Source organism: Citrobacter arsenatis, from assembly GCF_004353845.1.
Taxonomy (GTDB): domain Bacteria; phylum Pseudomonadota; class Gammaproteobacteria; order Enterobacterales; family Enterobacteriaceae; genus Citrobacter; species Citrobacter arsenatis.
Genome location: NZ_CP037864.1, coordinates 740923 through 758780 on the forward strand (window position 1 = coordinate 740923; position 17858 = coordinate 758780).

Annotated in this window: 17 protein-coding genes and 1 other annotated feature; of the genes, 12 read left to right on the top strand and 5 right to left on the bottom strand. The window is 52.9% G+C overall.

What is annotated here, in order from left to right:
• The first annotated feature begins 7 nt into the window (after nucleotides 1-7).
• Genes creB through creD form a run of 3 tightly spaced genes read left to right on the top strand, consistent with a single transcriptional unit; the run spans nucleotide 8 to nucleotide 3543 of the window.
• Nucleotides 8-697, top strand: coding sequence for a two-component system response regulator CreB (creB, locus tag E1B03_RS04505; RefSeq protein ID WP_103768460.1), 690 nt, complete (start codon nucleotides 8-10; stop codon nucleotides 695-697).
• Nucleotides 697-2121, top strand: coding sequence for a two-component system sensor histidine kinase CreC (gene creC, locus E1B03_RS04510; RefSeq protein ID WP_133085750.1), 1425 nt, complete (start codon nucleotides 697-699; stop codon nucleotides 2119-2121). Before creB ends, creC begins: the two co-directional genes overlap by 1 nt.
• 57 nt (nucleotides 2122-2178) lie before the next feature.
• Entirely contained in the window at nucleotides 2179-3543 is a 1365-nt protein-coding gene (gene creD, locus E1B03_RS04515) for a cell envelope integrity protein CreD (RefSeq protein WP_133085751.1), read from the top strand.
• A gap of 60 nt (nucleotides 3544-3603) precedes the next feature.
• Here the strand turns inward: creD and arcA are convergent, their stop codons facing one another.
• Nucleotides 3604-4320, bottom strand: a complete 717-nt coding sequence (gene arcA / locus E1B03_RS04520) for a two-component system response regulator ArcA (RefSeq protein ID WP_001194359.1) — start codon at nucleotides 4318-4320, stop codon at nucleotides 3604-3606.
• A 95-nt stretch (nucleotides 4321-4415) separates the two neighbouring features.
• On the opposite strand from arcA, the gene yjjY reads away from it, so the two are divergent.
• The 6 genes from yjjY to thrC all read left to right on the top strand — a co-directional run bounded on the left by yjjY (nucleotide 4416) and on the right by thrC (nucleotide 10681).
• Nucleotides 4416-4556, top strand: coding sequence for a YjjY family protein (gene yjjY, locus E1B03_RS04525; protein ID WP_042998021.1), 141 nt, complete (start codon nucleotides 4416-4418; stop codon nucleotides 4554-4556).
• Between the two features lie 398 nt (nucleotides 4557-4954).
• Entirely contained in the window at nucleotides 4955-5641 is a 687-nt protein-coding gene (locus E1B03_RS04530; RefSeq protein ID WP_103768457.1) for a tRNA/rRNA methyltransferase, read from the top strand.
• Nucleotides 5642-5847: 206 nt separating this feature from the next.
• Nucleotides 5848-5974, top strand: a sequence feature (Thr leader region).
• The gene (thrL, locus tag E1B03_RS04535; RefSeq protein ID WP_032337689.1) at nucleotides 5853-5918 is read left to right on the top strand and encodes a thr operon leader peptide; all 66 of its coding nucleotides are present in this window, start codon (nucleotides 5853-5855) and stop codon (nucleotides 5916-5918) included. (Overlaps the previous feature by 66 nt.)
• A 23-nt stretch (nucleotides 5975-5997) precedes the next feature.
• Nucleotides 5998-8460 (top strand): bifunctional aspartate kinase/homoserine dehydrogenase I, encoded by a 2463-nt coding sequence (gene thrA / locus E1B03_RS04540; RefSeq protein ID WP_133085752.1) that lies wholly within the window; start codon nucleotides 5998-6000, stop codon nucleotides 8458-8460.
• A 1-nt stretch (nucleotide 8461) separates the two neighbouring features.
• A complete protein-coding gene (gene thrB / locus E1B03_RS04545; protein ID WP_103768455.1) occupies nucleotides 8462-9391 on the top strand; it encodes a homoserine kinase in 930 nt (309 codons plus the stop codon).
• A 3-nt stretch (nucleotides 9392-9394) separates the two neighbouring features.
• Nucleotides 9395-10681, top strand: coding sequence for a threonine synthase (gene thrC / locus E1B03_RS04550; RefSeq protein WP_103768454.1), 1287 nt, complete (start codon nucleotides 9395-9397; stop codon nucleotides 10679-10681).
• 64 nt (nucleotides 10682-10745) lie between these two features.
• Here the strand turns inward: thrC and yaaA are convergent, their stop codons facing one another.
• A complete protein-coding gene (gene yaaA, locus E1B03_RS04555) occupies nucleotides 10746-11519 on the bottom strand; it encodes a peroxide stress protein YaaA (protein ID WP_133085753.1) in 774 nt (257 codons plus the stop codon).
• A gap of 77 nt (nucleotides 11520-11596) precedes the next feature.
• On the bottom strand, nucleotides 11597-13027 hold the full coding sequence (locus E1B03_RS04560) for an alanine/glycine:cation symporter family protein (RefSeq protein ID WP_103768452.1): 1431 nt from the start codon (nucleotides 13025-13027) through the stop codon (nucleotides 11597-11599).
• A gap of 274 nt (nucleotides 13028-13301) precedes the next feature.
• Here E1B03_RS04560 and tal point away from each other — a divergent pair, with 274 nt between their 5' ends.
• From tal to E1B03_RS04575, 3 genes are all read left to right on the top strand, one after another.
• Complete coding sequence (gene tal / locus E1B03_RS04565) at nucleotides 13302-14255, top strand: transaldolase (protein ID WP_003018974.1); 954 nt, start codon at nucleotides 13302-13304, stop codon at nucleotides 14253-14255.
• Nucleotides 14256-14365: 110 nt separating this feature from the next.
• Complete coding sequence (mog, locus tag E1B03_RS04570; RefSeq protein ID WP_103768451.1) at nucleotides 14366-14953, top strand: molybdopterin adenylyltransferase; 588 nt, start codon at nucleotides 14366-14368, stop codon at nucleotides 14951-14953.
• A gap of 124 nt (nucleotides 14954-15077) precedes the next feature.
• A complete protein-coding gene (locus E1B03_RS04575) occupies nucleotides 15078-16385 on the top strand; it encodes an MFS transporter (protein ID WP_043018360.1) in 1308 nt (435 codons plus the stop codon).
• 34 nt (nucleotides 16386-16419) lie between these two features.
• Here the strand turns inward: E1B03_RS04575 and satP are convergent, their stop codons facing one another.
• On the bottom strand, nucleotides 16420-16986 hold the full coding sequence (gene satP, locus E1B03_RS04580; RefSeq protein ID WP_103768450.1) for an acetate uptake transporter: 567 nt from the start codon (nucleotides 16984-16986) through the stop codon (nucleotides 16420-16422).
• A gap of 148 nt (nucleotides 16987-17134) precedes the next feature.
• On the bottom strand, nucleotides 17135-17848 hold the full coding sequence (gene msyB / locus E1B03_RS04585; protein WP_103768449.1) for an acidic protein MsyB: 714 nt from the start codon (nucleotides 17846-17848) through the stop codon (nucleotides 17135-17137).
• Nucleotides 17849-17858: the final 10 nt, after the last annotated feature.

Genomic DNA, 17858 nt, shown 5'->3' on the forward strand with positions numbered 1-17858 from the left:
AAGCAAAATGCAACAGCCGTTGATCTGGTTAGTTGAGGATGAGCAGGGTATCGCCGATACGCTTATCTACATGCTGTCGCAGGAAGGTTTTAGCGTGGAAGCGTTTGAGCGCGGGTTACCCGTGCTGGAAAAATCTCGCCAGCGCTGCCCTGATGCGATCGTCCTGGATGTCGGTCTACCCGATATCAGCGGCTTTGAACTGTGCCGACGTCTGCTGGAGCGTCATCCGGCGCTGCCGATCCTGTTTCTGACTGCACGCAGCGATGAAGTGGATCGCCTGCTGGGACTGGAAATTGGCGCAGATGACTATGTTGCCAAGCCTTTCTCTCCGCGCGAGGTGTGCGCCCGCGTGCGTACGCTGCTGCGGCGGGTGCAGAAATTCTCCGCACCTTCATCGATGACGCGCTGTGGCGATTTTGAGCTGAATGAACTGGCTGCGCAGATAACCTGGTTTGGTATGCCGTTAAACCTGACGCGCTATGAGTTTCTGTTGCTGAAAACGCTGTTGATGTCGCCGGGGCGCATTTACTCTCGCCAGCAGTTGATGGATTTAGTCTGGGCCGATGCGCAGGATACCTTTGACAGAACGGTCGATACCCACATCAAAACGTTGCGCGCCAAGCTGCGGGCTATCAACCCTGAGCTTTCCCCCATCAACACGCATCGCGGCATGGGATACAGCCTGAGGAGCGTCTGATGCGCATTGGCATGCGTTTGCTGCTCGGCTATTTTCTGATTGTTGCCGTCGCCGCCTGGTTTGTTCTGTCTATCTTCGTGCAGGAAATTAAACCAGGCGTTCGTCGGGCAACCGAAGGGACCTTGATTGATACCGCCACGCTGCTGGCCGCGCTGGCGCGCGATGATTTGCTCTCTGACTCTCCTGCCAACGGCAAGCTGGCGCAGGCATTTTCGCAGCTGCATAACCGCCCATTCAGCGCCAACATTAGCGGCATTAACAAAGTACGTAACGAATACCATGTCTACATGACGGACGCGCAGGGCAAGGTGTTGTTTGATTCCGCCAACCAGGCAGTCGGTCAGGACTACTCCCGCTGGAACGACGTGTGGTTAACCCTGCGTGGGCAATATGGCGCCCGCAGTACGCCGCAAGATCCGAACGATCCGGAAAGTTCGGTGATGTACGTTGCCGCGCCGATCGTTGACGGTGGGCGTATTATCGGGGTGCTTAGCGTTGGCAAACCGAATGCGGCGATGGCGCCGGTGATCAAACGTAGTGAACGGCGGATGCTGTGGGCCAGTGCCGTATTGCTGGGCATTGCCTTAGTGATTGGCGTCGGGATGGTGTGGTGGATAAATCGCTCCATTGCCCGTCTGGCGCGTTATGCCGACTCTGTTACTGAGAATCGCCCCGTCCCTCTGCCTGATTTAGGCAGTAGTGAGTTACGTAAGCTGGCGCAGGCGCTGGAAAGTATGCGTCTGAAGCTTGAGGGCAAGAACTACATTGAGCAATATGTCTATGCGTTAACGCATGAGCTGAAAAGTCCGCTGGCGGCTATTCGCGGCGCGGCAGAGATTTTGCGTGAAAGCCCGCCGCCGAATGTGGTTGCGCGCTTTACCGATAATATTCTGACGCAAAATGCGCGCATGCAGGCGTTGGTCGAAACCTTGTTGCGCCAGGCACGACTGGAGAATCGCCAGGACATCACGTTGACGCCGGTGGCGGTAGATGCGCTGTTTGCTCAGCTTAAAGAGGCGCGTAGCGTGCAGTTGTCGGCAAAAAACATCGCGCTGAGCATTATGCCTTCATCGCTTAGCGTTGCCGCCGACCCCGCTTTACTGGAGCAGGCATTAGGGAATTTGCTCGACAACGCTATCGACTTCACGCCGCAGGACGGGACGATTACGCTGAGCGCGCAACAGCAGGATGAACAGGTCACGTTGCAGGTCATCGACAGCGGCAGCGGAATCCCTGACTTCGCGTTACCGCGTATTTTTGAACGCTTCTATTCGCTGCCCCGTGAGAATGGGCATAAGAGCAGCGGCCTGGGACTGGCGTTTGTCAGCGAAGTTGCGCGGCTGCACGCAGGTACGGTGACATTGTCTAACCGACCGGAAGGAGGCGTCCAGGCTTCGTTTACGCTTCACCCTCACTTCACATAACTTCAAATTCTCCGCACATAGCTGTTCTACCTTGCTGATATTGCAAAGGAGAACGCTATGTTTAAATCCCCCCTGTTTTGGAAAATTGTCACCTTAGGTGGCGCAATATTACTGCTGTTAATTCCGTTGACGATGGTCAGGCAGATAATTGTTGAGCGCTCGGATTATCGCGATGAAGTCGAAGAGGCTATCCGGCAAAGCACCAGCGGGCCGCAAAAGATGGTGGGGCCGCTGATAGCCATTCCGGTGACGGAGCTTTACACCTCGCTGGACGAGGGTAAAGAGGTCCAGCGTAAACGCAGCTATATTCATTTCTGGCTGCCGGAGTCGTTGGTCGTTGAGGGGAACCAGAACGTCGAAGCGCGTAAAATCGGTATTTATGAGGGCCAGGTCTGGCATAACGATGTCTCGGTGAAGGCCGAGTTTAACACCGAGCGGCTGAGCGATTTAAACCATCCCAACGTTAGCGTTGGCAAACCGTTCATTGTGATTGGGGTGGGGGATGCGCGCGGAATTGACGTGGTAAAAGCGCCGCAGGTTAATGGCACATCGCTGGCCGTTGAGCCAGGGACAGGGCTGGATGGACGGGCTCAAGGGATCCACATTCCGCTACCCGACGCGAGCTGGGTGGAGAAAAATCTGAGCATGGCGCTGTCGCTAAATTTGAGCGGCACTGGCGATTTCTCCGTTGTTCCGGTTGGTCGTAACAGTGAAATGATCTTGACCAGCAACTGGCCACATCCCAACTTTCTTGGGGATTTTCTTCCGGCTAAGCGCGAAATCAGCGAATCAGGATTCAAGGCCCAGTGGCAAAGTAGCTGGTTTGCCAATAACCTCGGCGAGCGCTTTGATGGCGAAAAGATTGGCTGGGAGGGCATGCCTGCGTTTAGCGTTGCGGTCGCCACGCCTGCAGATCAGTATCAGTTAACGGACAGGGCAACAAAATATGCCATCCTGCTGATTGTGCTAACCTTTATGTCTTTCTTTGTGATTGAGAGCATGACCAGTCTGCGTCTGCACCCGATGCAGTATCTGCTGGTGGGGTTATCGCTGGTAATGTTTTATCTGTTGCTGCTGGCGCTGTCAGAACACATTGGTTTTACGGCGGCGTGGATTACGGCAAGCCTGGTAGGCGCGTTGATGAACGGCGTGTATCTGCAAGCGATATTGGGCAGGCGGAGCAGTATTTTGTTCACCGTGGCGCTGCTGGCGCTGGATGGCGTAATGTGGGTGCTGCTGCGTTCACAGGACAGTTCCTTACTGCTGGGAACCGGTGTGCTGTTGTTCGCGCTGTGTGCGGTGATGTTCCTGACGCGTCATCTTGACTGGCACTCGCTGGCACAACCAAAGCCAAAACCAAAGTCTACAGAACTTCCAGAGCCTCAGCCTGCGCAGAGCGACGAATTTCGCTTGTGGAAATAGGACGGCAGAGAAATGAAAAACGGCGCATACCGCGCCGTTTTTTTACGTGTGAGGAACGAATTAATCCTGCAGGTCGCCGCAGAAACGGTAGCCTTCACCGTGAATGGTGGCGATGATTTCTGGCGTATCCGGCGTTGATTCGAAATGTTTACGAATACGGCGGATAGTCACGTCAACGGTACGGTCATGCGGCTTCAGTTCGCGACCGGTCATTTTTTTCAGCAGTTCTGCGCGAGACTGGATTTTGCCCGGATTCTCACAGAAGTGAAGCATGGCACGGAATTCGCTGCGTGGCAGTTTATACTGCTCGCCGTCAGGACCAATCAGAGAGCGGCTATTGATGTCCAGCTCCCAGCCATTGAACTTGTAGCTTTCGACGCTACGGCGTTCTTCGCTGACAGTACCCAGGTTCATGGTACGGGACAGCAGGTTACGAGCACGGATAGTCAGTTCGCGCGGGTTAAACGGTTTGGTGATGTAATCGTCTGCGCCGATTTCGAGGCCGAGAATTTTATCGACTTCGTTATCACGGCCCGTCAGGAACATCAGCGCAACGTTAGCTTGTTCGCGGAGTTCGCGCGCTAACAGCAGGCCATTTTTCCCAGGCAGATTGATATCCATAATCACAAGGTTGATGTCATATTCAGAGAGAATCTGATGCATTTCCGCGCCATCTGTCGCTTCGAATACATCATAGCCTTCTGCTTCGAAAATGCTTTTCAACGTGTTGCGTGTTACTAACTCGTCTTCAACGATAAGAATGTGCGGGGTCTGCATGTTTGCTACCTAAATTGCCAACTAAATCGAAACAGGAAGTACAAAAGTCCCTGACCTGCCTGATGCATGCCGTAAATTAACATGATCGGCGTAACATGACTAAAGTACGTAATTGCGTTCTTGATGCACTTTCCATCAACGTCAACAACATCATTAGCTTGGTCGTGGGTAGTTTCCCTCTGGACCCGACAGTGTCAAAAACGGCTGTCATCCTAACCATTTTAACAGCAACATAACAGGCTAAGACATGCCGGACACCCAATAAAACTACGCTTCGTTGACATATATCAAGTTCAATTGTAGCACGTTAACAGTTTGATGAAATCAACGTATCCAAATGTTTGCTTTCATCACAATATTGCAATATTACAACTAGTTGCACGAGCTAATTAATAAATGTAATGAATCCAACCAATGCGATCCATTTTAAATTAAATTATCATGGATAAACAGAAGGATATGCAACTTTTGTTAACATAAAAAGTAATAGTACAGTCTGGAAATAGTTTAGCATTTTTTACTGGATGCGAAATGCTTTTTCAGTGACTTCTGTTAAAAATATGTAAATTTGCGCTGCGTAATATGTTGACGTGCGTCACATTATTACTTGCAGACAGGCCAAAAGAGTATCGAAATGCGTTTAACAATTATTCTGGTTGCCCCAGCCAGAGCGGAAAATATTGGTGCAGCTGCCCGTGCAATGAAAACCATGGGATTCACCCAATTGCGGATCGTCGATAGCGAGGCCCATCTGGAACCCGCCACGCGATGGGTCGCGCATGGATCGGGCGATATTATTGATAATATTAACGTTTTTCCAACTTTATCCGAGGCGCTCCACGACGTTGATTTTACCGTCGCGACCACGGCGCGCAGTCGGGCTAAGTTTCATTATTACGCCACGCCGGTCGAACTCGTTCCCCTGTTGCAGGAAAAATCAACATGGATGGAACACGCCGCGCTGGTTTTTGGTCGTGAGGATTCGGGGCTGACCAACGAAGAATTGGCTCTGGCGGATGTACTCACTGGTGTACCTATGGTGGCTGACTATCCTTCACTCAATTTGGGGCAGGCGGTGATGGTGTATTGCTATCAATTAGCGGGTTTAATACAACAACCGGCTAAAAATAGTGAGGTGACGGATGAGCTTCAGCTACAGGCATTGCGTGCGCGCGTTTTACGTTTATTAGCCACGCTGAACGTTTCTGACGACATCAAGCTGACGGATTGGCTGCAACAGCGAATGGGTCTGTTAGGGCAGCGAGACACGGCAATGTTGCACCGTTTTTTACATGATATAGAAAAAAACATCACAAAATAAACTGTCGACTAATTTTTATTGTGTGGTTTTTTGTTCTGGGTTCAAGTGGGTGGGACATACTGTATTGGTTGAAAGTAAAAGGGCAAGCAGTCGCTCATGAACAAGTTTCGGAATGTGATCAATTTAAAAATTTATTGACTTAGGCCTGCAGATACTTTAACCCTAAAAGAATACAAGACAGATTATAAATAATTACAGAGCACACAACATCATGAAACGCATCAGCATCACTATTACCACAACCATCACCATTACCACAGGTAACGGTGCGGGCTGACGCGTACAGGAAACACAAGAAAAAGCCCGCACCTAAACAGTGCGGGCTTTTTTTTCGACCAAAGGCAATGAGGTAAACCATGCGAGTGTTGAAGTTCGGCGGTACATCAGTGGCAAATGCAGAGCGCTTTCTGCGGGTTGCCGATATTCTGGAAAGCAATGCCAGACAGGGGCAGGTCGCAACCGTTCTTTCTGCCCCCGCAAAAATTACCAACCATCTGGTGGCGATGATTGAGAAGACCATCGGAGGTCAGGATGCTTTAGCGAATATCAGCGATGCCGAACGCATTTTCTCTGAGCTGCTGGTGGGTCTTGCCGCCGCACAGCCGGGTTTCCCGCTGTCTCCGCTCAAAGCCTTTGTTGAACAAGAATTTGCCCAGATTAAGCACGTCCTGCACGGCATCAGCCTGCTGGGACAATGCCCGGACAGCATCAATGCCGCGCTTATCTGCCGTGGTGAAAAAATGTCGATTGCCATCATGGCCGGCCTGCTGGAAGCGCGCGGGCATAACGTGACGGTCATCGACCCGGTGGAGAAATTGCTGGCTGTCGGTCATTACCTCGAGTCTACTGTTGATATCGCCGAATCTACGCGTCGCATTGCCGCCAGCCGTATTCCTGCGGACCACATGATTCTGATGGCAGGGTTTACCGCCGGAAATGAAAAAGGTGAGTTAGTGGTGCTGGGGCGTAATGGCTCTGACTACTCTGCCGCCGTACTGGCCGCCTGTTTGCGCGCTGATTGTTGTGAGATCTGGACCGATGTCGACGGCGTATATACCTGCGATCCGCGTCAGGTACCCGACGCCCGACTGCTGAAGTCGATGTCTTATCAGGAAGCGATGGAGCTTTCTTACTTCGGCGCTAAAGTGTTACATCCGCGTACCATTACCCCCATTGCCCAGTTCCAGATCCCGTGCCTGATTAAAAATACCGGTAATCCGCAAGCGCCCGGTACGCTGATCGGTGCCAGCAGTGATGACGACGATTTGCCAGTAAAAGGTATTTCTAACCTCAATAACATGGCGATGTTTAGCGTCTCTGGCCCTGGAATGAAAGGCATGGTGGGCATGGCGGCACGCGTTTTTGCCGCGATGTCGCGTGCGGGCATCTCGGTGGTGCTGATAACCCAATCCTCTTCTGAATACAGCATCAGCTTCTGCGTCCCACAGGGCGACTGCGTGCGTGCGCAACGCGCCATGCAGGATGAATTCTATCTCGAACTGAAAGAAGGTCTGCTGGAGCCGTTGGCGGTGACTGAGCGTCTGGCTATCATCTCTGTTGTTGGCGATGGTATGCGCACACTGCGCGGCATCTCAGCGAAATTCTTTGCCGCGCTGGCTCGTGCGAACATCAATATCGTGGCAATCGCCCAGGGTTCTTCTGAGCGTTCTATTTCGGTGGTGGTGAACAATGACGATGCGACCACCGGCGTACGTGTGACCCATCAGATGCTGTTCAACACCGACCAGGTGATTGAAGTGTTTGTCATTGGGGTCGGCGGCGTAGGCGGTGCGCTGCTGGAGCAGCTTAAACGTCAGCAAACCTGGCTTAAAAAGAAGCATATCGATCTGCGCGTGTGCGGCGTGGCGAACTCGAAGGCGCTGCTGACCAACGTCCACGGTCTGAATCTGGAAAACTGGCAGGCGGAGCTGGAAAGCGCGAAAGAGCCTTTCAACCTTGGGCGCTTAATTCGTCTGGTGAAAGAATATCATCTGCTCAACCCGGTGATTGTCGACTGTACGTCAAGCCAGACGGTGGCGGATCAGTATGCTGATTTCCTGCGCGAAGGCTTCCATGTGGTTACGCCGAATAAAAAGGCCAACACGTCGTCGATGGATTACTACCATCAGCTGCGTTTTGCCGCCGCGAAATCGCGTCGTAAATTTCTGTACGACACTAACGTAGGCGCGGGCTTACCGGTTATCGAAAACCTGCAAAATCTGCTCAGCGCGGGCGATGAACTGCAACGTTTTTCCGGCATCCTTTCCGGCTCGTTGTCGTTTATTTTCGGCAAGCTGGATGAAGGTATGAGCTTCTCCCAGGCCACCACCATAGCGCGTGAACTGGGCTATACCGAACCCGATCCGCGTGACGATCTTTCCGGTATGGATGTGGCGCGTAAATTGCTGATCCTGGCCCGTGAAACCGGTCGTGAGCTGGAGCTTTCTGACATTGTCATTGAGCCAGTTTTGCCAAAAGAGTTTGATGATTCTGGTGATGTTTCCGCATTTATGGCGAAATTGCCGCAACTGGATGACGCCTTTGCCGCGCGCGTGGCGAAAGCCCGTGATGAGGGGACAGTATTGCGCTATGTTGGCAATATTGAAGAGGACGGCGTCTGTCGCGTGAAGATTGAGGCGGTAGACGGCAACGATCCACTGTTCAAAGTGAAAAACGGTGAAAACGCGCTGGCATTTTATAGTCACTACTATCAGCCGTTACCATTGGTTCTGCGTGGATACGGCGCGGGTAACGACGTGACGGCGGCGGGCGTTTTTGCCGACCTGCTACGCACCCTTTCATGGAAGTTAGGAGTCTGACATGGTAAGAGTTTATGCCCCGGCTTCCAGTGCCAATATGAGCGTCGGGTTTGATGTGCTTGGCGCGGCGGTAACCCCGGTGGACGGTTCGCTGTTGGGCGATGTGGTGTCCGTTGAGGCGGCCGACCAGTTCAGCCTGAACAACCTTGGACGCTTTGCCAACAAGCTGCCGTCTGAGCCGCGGGAAAATATTGTCTACCAGTGCTGGGAGCGATTCTGCCAGGAACTGGGTAAAAGCATTCCGGTGGCGATGACGCTGGAAAAAAATATGCCGATTGGTTCCGGCTTAGGCTCCAGCGCCTGTTCCGTTGTAGCGGCGCTGGTCGCCATGAACGAGCACTGCGGAAAGCCGCTCAACGATACGCGCCTGTTAGCAATAATGGGCGAGCTGGAAGGACGTATCTCCGGCAGTATTCATTACGATAATGTCGCCCCGTGCTTTTTGGGCGGCATGCAGTTAATGATCGAAGAAAACGGCATTATCAGTCAGCAGGTGCCAGGCTTTGATGAGTGGCTGTGGGTACTGGCGTATCCGGGGATTAAAGTGTCGACGGCAGAAGCGCGGGCGATTCTGCCTGCGCAGTATCGCCGTCAGGACTGTATCGCCCACGGGCGGCATCTGGCTGGATTTATCCATGCCTGCTATTCCCGTCAGCCAGGGCTTGCCGCGAAGCTGATGAAAGACGTCATTGCTGAGCCGTACCGTACCCGCTTGCTGCCAGGCTTTAGCCAGGCACGTCAGGCGGTAGCGGAAATCGGCGCGCTGGCCAGCGGTATTTCCGGGTCGGGGCCGACGCTGTTTGCTTTGTGCGACAAGCCGGATACGGCGCAGCGCGTAGCAGACTGGCTGGGGAAAAATTACCTGCAAAATCAGGAAGGCTTTGTTCATATTTGCCGGCTGGACACGGCGGGCGCACGGGTACTGGGATAATCAATGAAACTGTATAATCTGAAAGATCATAACGAACAGGTCAGCTTTGCACAGGCCGTCACGCAAGGGCTTGGCAAGAATCAGGGATTGTTTTTTCCGCACGATTTGCCGGAATTCAATCTGACAGAAATCGATGAGATGCTGAACCAGGATTTCGTTAGCCGCAGCGCGAAGATCCTTTCCGCATTTATTGGGGATGAGATCCCACAGGAGATCCTGGAGCAGCGCGTGCGCGCGGCGTTTGCCTTCCCGGCGCCGGTTGCTCAGGTGGCCGCGGATGTCGGCTGCCTGGAACTGTTCCATGGCCCAACGCTTGCATTTAAAGACTTTGGCGGGCGCTTTATGGCGCAGATGCTGACGCATATCAGTGGCGACAAACCGGTCACCATTCTGACGGCCACCTCCGGAGATACCGGGGCGGCGGTCGCACATGCCTTTTATGGTCTGAAAAATGTGCGCGTGGTGATCCTCTACCCGAACGGCAAGATCAGCCCATTACAGGAAAAACTGTTCTGCACGCTGGGCGGCAATATTGAAACCGTGGCGATCGATGGCGATTTTGATGCCTGCCAGGCGCTGGTGAAACAGGCGTTTGATGACGAAGAGCTGAAGGTGGCTCTGGGGCTGAATTCGGCTAACTCAATTAACATCAGCCGTCTGCTGGCGCAAATCTGTTATTACTTTGAGGCCGTGGCCCAACTGCCGCAAGAGGCACGTAATCAGCTGGTTATTTCCGTTCCCAGCGGCAACTTTGGCGATCTGACTGCCGGGTTGCTGGCGAAATCACTGGGCTTGCCGGTGAAGCGCTTTATCGCGGCGACTAACGTCAACGATACGGTTCCACGCTTCCTTGCACAGGGCGAGTGGGCGCCAAAAGCGACTCAGGCGACGTTGTCGAATGCGATGGATGTCAGTCAGCCGAACAACTGGCCGCGCGTGGAAGAACTGTTCCGCCGTAAAATCTGGCGTCTGAATGAGCTGGGCTATGCCGCCGTTGATGATGCCACGACTCAGGATACGATGCGTGAACTGCATGAGATGGGGTACACCTCAGAACCGCATGCGGCGGTGGCTTACCGTGCGCTGCGTGACCAGTTAAACCCTGGTGAGTATGGCCTGTTCCTCGGTACTGCGCATCCGGCGAAGTTTAAGGAAAGCGTAGAAGAGATTCTTGACCTGACGTTGGCTCTGCCAAAAGAGCTGGCGGAACGCGCAGACTTGCCATTGCTTTCTCATCACCTGCCTGCTGATTTTGCTGAACTGCGTAAGCTGATGATGACCCGCGGTTAACGGTTGTGCCCGCTGGCATTTTGCTCAGCGGGCCTAAAAAACCTGCCGCCATCCGGCATGTACGCTACTGCTCGTGGCGTTTAAACACCAGTTCGCCGTTTCCTGATGTTTCTTCATCAAAGAAATAGCCTTCGCTATTAAAAGCGGTCAGTTGCTCTGGCTGCGTTAAGCGGTTCTCAATAATGTAGCGACTCATCAGGCCGCGCGCTTTTTTGGCATAGAAGCTGATGACTTTGAACTTGCCGTTCTTCTCGTCGAGGAAGACCGGTTTGATAAGTTCAGCGTTGAGTTTTTTCGGCTTCACGGATTTAAAATATTCATCCGAGGCGAGGTTAACCACCACGTTGTCGCCTTGTGCTTCCAGTGCTTCGTTCAGCTTATCGGTGATGGTATCTCCCCAGAACTGGTAGAGATCTTTACCCTTCGCATTGGCCAGTCGAATGCCCATCTCCAGACGGTAAGGCTGCATCAAATCCAGCGGACGCAAAACGCCATACAGCCCGGACAACATCCGTAAATGCTGCTGAGCGAAGTCGAAATCTGCATCGCTGAAGGTTTCAGCTTGCAGCCCGGTATACACGTCGCCTTTAAACGCCAGAATGGCCTGGCGCGCGTTTTCCGGGGTGAAGTCAGGTTGCCAGTCATGGAAACGCGTGGCATTCAGATCCGCCAGCTTATCGCTAATCCCCATCAGCTTGCCAATCTGCGGCGCAGAGAGCTGGCGCGCCACGTGAATAAGCTGCTGAGAGTGATCCAGCAGTTCGGGCAACGTATGACGTGTCGTTGCCAGCGGACTTTGGTAGTCGAGCGTTTTTGCAGGTGAAATCAGAATCAGCATATCCAGTCCTTGCAGGAAATTTACTGCGACTTTAGCAAAAAAAACGACAGAATTGATCGATGGTTGCGATTGCCGCGCTATTCGCGCGGCGTTTCATCCCAGCTATCAGGCGCAAGCTGTTGTCTGATATCAGGATAACGGCGCGGATCAAATTCCGGGCGCACCCCGAGTTTACGCTGGCGCAGATAGTCGCTGGCGATAGTATGCACCACCGGGGAAAGCAGCAGAATCGCCGTCAGGTTAGTGATGGCCATACAAGCCATAATGATGTCGGCAAGCTGCCAGACCAGCGGGAAGCTAACTAACGTTCCCCCAACAACGGTACTCACGGTGGCGATGCGTAATAGCCAGATGACGCGCACGTTGTCCAGCTTCAGGAAAACCAGGTTGTTTTCCGCATAGATGTAGTTGGCCACGATTGAACTAAAGGCAAACAGAATCACAATAAATGCAACGAAGCCTGCTCCCCATTCACCTGTGAGCGTTACCATGGCCTTCTGCATCAACTGGATGCCTTCCATCGGGATATAGGTCGTGCCATTGCCTGCCAGAAGAATAATCATTGCGCTGGCGGTACAGATAATCAGCGTGTCACCTAACACACCGATCATTTGCACAATGCCTTGCGCCGCAGGATGCGGTGGCCATGAGGCTGCTGAGGCCGCTGCGTTAGGGGTTGAACCCATTCCGGCTTCATTCGAGAACATACCGCGTTGAAAACCACTGGCAATGGCCTGACTCAGCGTATAGCCGGCAGCGCCTGCTGCAGCTTCCTGCCACCCTAAAGCGCTTTTTACTATAGTGACGATGATCTCGGGGATCTGTCCGATATGCCAAAGACAGATGACGATACTGCAACCGACCCACAGTAAAGCCATGATTGGCACAAACCATTGCATCAGGCGGGCAACGCCTTTAATACCGCCGACGATGACCAGTAATGACGCGATTGCCAGTGCGATACCAGAGAAAAGGGGAGGGACATCAAAAGCAAAGGTCAACGCACGAGAGACCGAATTTGCCTGAACGCTGTTAAAAATCAGGCCGTAGGCAATGAGTAAAAAGATGGCAAAAAGCACCCCCATCCAGCGCATGCCCAGTCCACGCGCCATATACCATGCAGGGCCGCCGCGAAACTGTCCCTTGCTGTCGCGTTCTTTATACAGTTGGGCAAGTGAGCACTCGGCAAAGGAGGTTGCCATGCCAATGATCGCCGAAACCCACATCCAGAAAACGGCTCCCGCGCCGCCTGCGGCGATCGCCAACGCCACGCCCGCCAGATTTCCGCTGCCGATACGCGCGGCAAGACTGGTGCACAAAGCCTGAAAGGAAGTTAAACCGCCCGGCTGCGGGCTGATGCTGTTTTTAAGACTTTTGCCAAACTGGCGGATGTAGCGAAACTGAACGAACCCTGTACGCCAGGTGAACCAACATCCTGCGCCAAGCAGGAGGTAGATCATCACCGATCCCCAGAGTATTTCATTAATAAATGAGAAAAAATCAGGCATTAACATCCCTCTTGTTGATGCCGGTTAGCGCGAAGATTTCCGTGTAAGCGCTACCAATAATCGACCAGTATATACCTTATAAGGTGATTGATTACGTGAGTTTATCATAACAATCGTTATATCTCTTAATTGCGCATCACAGGCTCCGAGATGCGTAATCAGGGCTGAGCGGCTGGTCGGACAATCCAGGCGGTTGCGCTGAGAGTGCGTCGTGCTATCATCAGGGAAGATCGGTTACATCCCCCTAACAAGCTGTTTAAAGAGAATCGCTATCATGACGGACAAATTGACCTCCCTTCGTCAGTTCACCACTGTAGTGGCCGACACCGGAGACATCGCGGCAATGAAGCTGTATCAGCCTCAGGATGCCACAACTAACCCTTCTCTCATTCTTAACGCAGCGCAGATCCCAGAATACCGCAAGCTGATTGATGACGCTGTAGCCTGGGCTAAGCAGCAGAGCAACGACCGCGCGCAGCAAATCGTCGACGCGACCGACAAACTGGCAGTAAATATCGGTCTGGAGATCCTGAAACTGGTCCCGGGTCGTATCTCCACTGAAGTTGACGCTCGTCTGTCCTACGACACCGACGCGTCCATCGCGAAAGCAAAACGCCTGATCAAAATGTACAACGATGCTGGCATCAGCAACGATCGCATTCTGATTAAACTGGCTTCAACCTGGCAGGGCATCCGTGCCGCTGAGCAGCTGGAAAAAGAAGGCATCAACTGTAACCTGACTCTGCTGTTCTCCTTCGCGCAGGCGCGTGCATGTGCAGAAGCAGGCGTATACCTGATTTCTCCGTTCGTTGGCCGTATTCTTGACTGGTACAAAGCCAATACCGACAAGAAAGAGTATGCACCGGCAGAAGATCCGGGTGTGGTTTCCGTAACGGAAATCTACGAGTACTACAAACAGCACGGTTACGAAACCGTGGTTATGGGTGCGAGCTTCCGTAACATTGGCGAAATCATTGAGCTGGCAGGCTGCGATCGTCTGACGATTGCACCGGCACTGCTGAAAGAGCTGGCGGAAAGCGAAGGCGCTATCGAACGTAAACTGTCCTTCTCCGGCGAAGTGAAAGCGCGCCCTGCACGCATCACTGAAGCTGAGTTCCTGTGGCAGCACAACCAGGATCCGATGGCTGTAGACAAACTGGCGGACGGTATCCGTAAGTTTGCTGTAGACCAGGGTAAACTGGAAAAAATGATCGGCGATCTGCTGTAATCATTAGCGCGTGGCCCTGATTTGGGTCACGCTACCTCTTCTGAAACCTGTCTGTCCTTCCCTTCGCAGTGTATCATTCTGTTTAACGAGACTGTTTAAACGGAATAATCATGAATACTTTACGCATTGGCCTGGTTTCCATTTCTGACCGTGCTTCGAGCGGCGTTTACCAGGATAAAGGTATCCCGGCCCTTGAAGAATGGCTGGCGTCTGCCCTTACGACACCTTTTGAACTGCAAACGCGGTTGATCCCGGATGAGCAGGCGATCATCGAACAGACCTTATGCGAGCTGGTTGATGAAATGAGCTGTCATCTGGTGCTGACTACCGGCGGCACGGGTCCGGCCCGTCGCGACGTGACGCCTGATGCCACGCTTGCCGTAGCCGACCGCCAGATGCCGGGGTTTGGTGAGCAGATGCGCCAGATAAGCCTGCACTTTGTGCCAACGGCTATTCTCTCCCGTCAGGTTGGCGTGATTCGCAAGCAGGCGCTGATCCTGAATCTGCCAGGACAGCCAAAATCGATCAAAGAAACGCTGGAAGGCGTGAAAGATGTCGACGGTAAGGTTATCGTGCCAGGTATTTTTGCAAGTGTACCGTATTGTATACAGCTGCTGGACGGGCCTTATGTGGAAACCGCACCGGCTGTCGTAGCATCTTTTCGTCCTAAAAGTGCAATTCGCGATATAAACGCCTGAAAGTAGCCCGATCGTGACATAAGTGCCAATGACAGTGGAGTATTGAATTGTTTACGATATAGTAATTTTTGCTTTACATATATCGACAGACAGATTCAATTACTCCACTGACTCATGGTTTGCTATGTCACAACACACTCGACCGCTGAATCGCCAGGATTATAAAACCCTTACGCTTGCTGCCCTCGGCGGTGCGCTTGAGTTTTATGATTTCATTATTTTCGTCTTCTTTGCCGCTGTTGTTGGCGAGCTTTTCTTCCCGGCAGACATTCCTGAGTGGCTACGTCAGGTGCAAACCTTCGGCATTTTTGCCGCCGGATATCTGGCGCGTCCGCTGGGTGGCATTATCATGGCGCACTTTGGCGATCTGGTCGGGCGTAAGAAAATGTTCACCCTGAGCATTTTGCTGATGGCAATACCGACGCTGGCGATTGGCCTGTTGCCTACCTACGCCTCAATGGGGATCCTTGCGCCGCTGTTGTTACTGCTGATGCGCATTTTGCAAGGCGCTGCCATCGGCGGAGAAGTGCCGGGCGCGTGGGTATTCGTGGCGGAACATGTACCCGAGCGTCGCATCGGTATTGCCTGTGGCACGCTGACCGCCGGGCTGACGGTGGGAATTCTGCTGGGGTCGGTAGTTGCGACGCTGGTGAACACTAGCCTGACGCAACAGGCGGTGCATGATTACGGCTGGCGTATTCCATTTCTGCTGGGGGGCGTGTTTGGGCTGGTGGCGATGTACCTACGTCGCTGGTTGCAGGAAACGCCTATATTCCTCGAAATGCAGCAGCGTAAAGCGCTGGCGCAAGAGCTGCCGGTGAAGTCGGTGGTGAGCAAACATAAAAAAGCGGTGGTCATTTCTATGCTGCTGACCTGGCTGTTATCGGCCGGGATTGTGGTGGTGATCCTGATGTCGCCAGTCTGGTTGCAGAAGCAGTATGGCTTTGCGCCCGCGCTAACGTTACAAGCCAACAGTGTCGCGACCATTATGCTGTGCGTCGGTTGTCTGCTGGCCGGGTTTATTGTCGACCGGGTCGGTGCCAGCAAAACCTTTATTGTCGGCAGCCTGCTGCTGGCCTGTTCGAGCTGGTTTTTCTATCATCTGACCGGCAGCCATCCTCAGCACTTGTTCCTGTTGTACGGGCTGGTGGGGCTGTGCGTTGGTGTGGTGGGGGCTGTGCCTTATGTCATGGTACGAGCGTTTCCGGCGGAAGTCCGCTTTACCGGAATATCCTTTTCTTACAACGTGTCATATGCCATTTTCGGTGGTTTGACGCCAATTGCCGTGACGATGTTAATGAGCGTGTCGCCAATGGCTCCGGCCTGGTATGTGCTGGCGCTATCGCTGGTAGGATTAGGTCTGGGGATTTGGCTGCGACAGGATATTTATCATCGAGATTCGAACGTACAGGCAGAGTTACAGCGCTTGTAAGGAATATCCCCCCTGACGGGGGGATAGCGTCAGATTAGTGCGCTTCACCAATCGGCAGGATGGTACGGCCAAACTGTTCGTTCAGCACTTCACCCATTGCCAGGTAAATGGCGCTTGCGCCACACACTAAGCCAACCCAGCCAGCAACGTGAATGACCGCTTCGTTACCAGCAATGTTGCCAACGGCCAGCAGCGCGAACAGCACCGTCAGGCTCAGGAAGACAAACTGCAACGCACGAGCCGCTTTCAGCGTACCGAAGAACATAAACAGTGTGAACACGCCCCACAGACCCAGGTACACGCCCAGGAACTGACCATTGGTTGCATCCGCCAGGCCCATTTTCGGCATGATCAGGATCGCAACCAGCGTCAGCCAGAACGAACCGTAGGAGGTAAAGGCGGTTAAACCGAAGGTGTTGCCTTTTTTATATTCCAGCAGACCGGCAAAAATTTGCGCGATACCGCCGTAGAAAATGCCCATCGCCAGAATAATAACGTCAAAGGCGAAGAAACCCGCGTTGTGCAGGTTAAGCAGAATGGTGGTCATGCCAAAGCCCATCAGGCCCAGCGGTGCCGGATTAGCCAACTTAGTGTTGCCCATAATTCCTCAAAATCATCATTGATTGAATGGTGAAATAGTTTCCCCGAATAACGATCGCTGTCTTCGGGGCGCGGCATGATAATCAGGGGAGAGAGCACTGTCTATGATCTAACGAAGGGAAAATGAATTATTTTCCCTGTGATGGGCATCACGCTTGCGCGTGGTTGATCATTCTGCGCAGGCAGGCGATTTGAAGTACCGCCGGGATCGTCACGCGATAGGCGCTGCCGCTCACCGCTTTAACCCCGTTTAATGCGGCACCGACCGGGCCGCCAAGTCCGGCTCCACGTAGCAATCCGTGTCCGATGACGCTGACGGCGGCGTGTGTTCGTAGGATTTTGCTAAGCTGGCTGGAAAGCAGGTGAGATACGCCTGTCGCCAGATGACGATCCTTCATTAATAGCGGCAAAAGTTCTTCCAGTTCAGAGACTTTTGCATCAACGGCCTGTAAAAAGGTCTGCTTATGCTCCGCATCCATTTTTTGCCAGGCATTACGTAAAAAGTGTTCCAGCAGATATTGTTCAATTTCGAATGTGGACATCTCTTTGTCGACTTTAAGCTTCAGACGCTTCGCAACATCCTGCAAAATCGCCCGATACAGTTTTCCATGGCCGCGGAGTTTATTAGCAATACTGTCGCCGCCATAATGCTGAAGCTCGCCGGCAATCAGCTGCCAGTTGCGGCGATGCTGTTCCGGATGCCCTTCCATCGATTTAAATAAATCGTTGTGGTTTAGTACGCTCGACAGACGGGCTTTCCCTTTTTCATTATGCGTGAGCAGGCGAGTAATATTGGCAAGTTGCTCCTCACTACAATGCTGAAGAAAGTCGAGGTCGTCGTCATTCAAATATGTGACATTCATGTTTTCTATG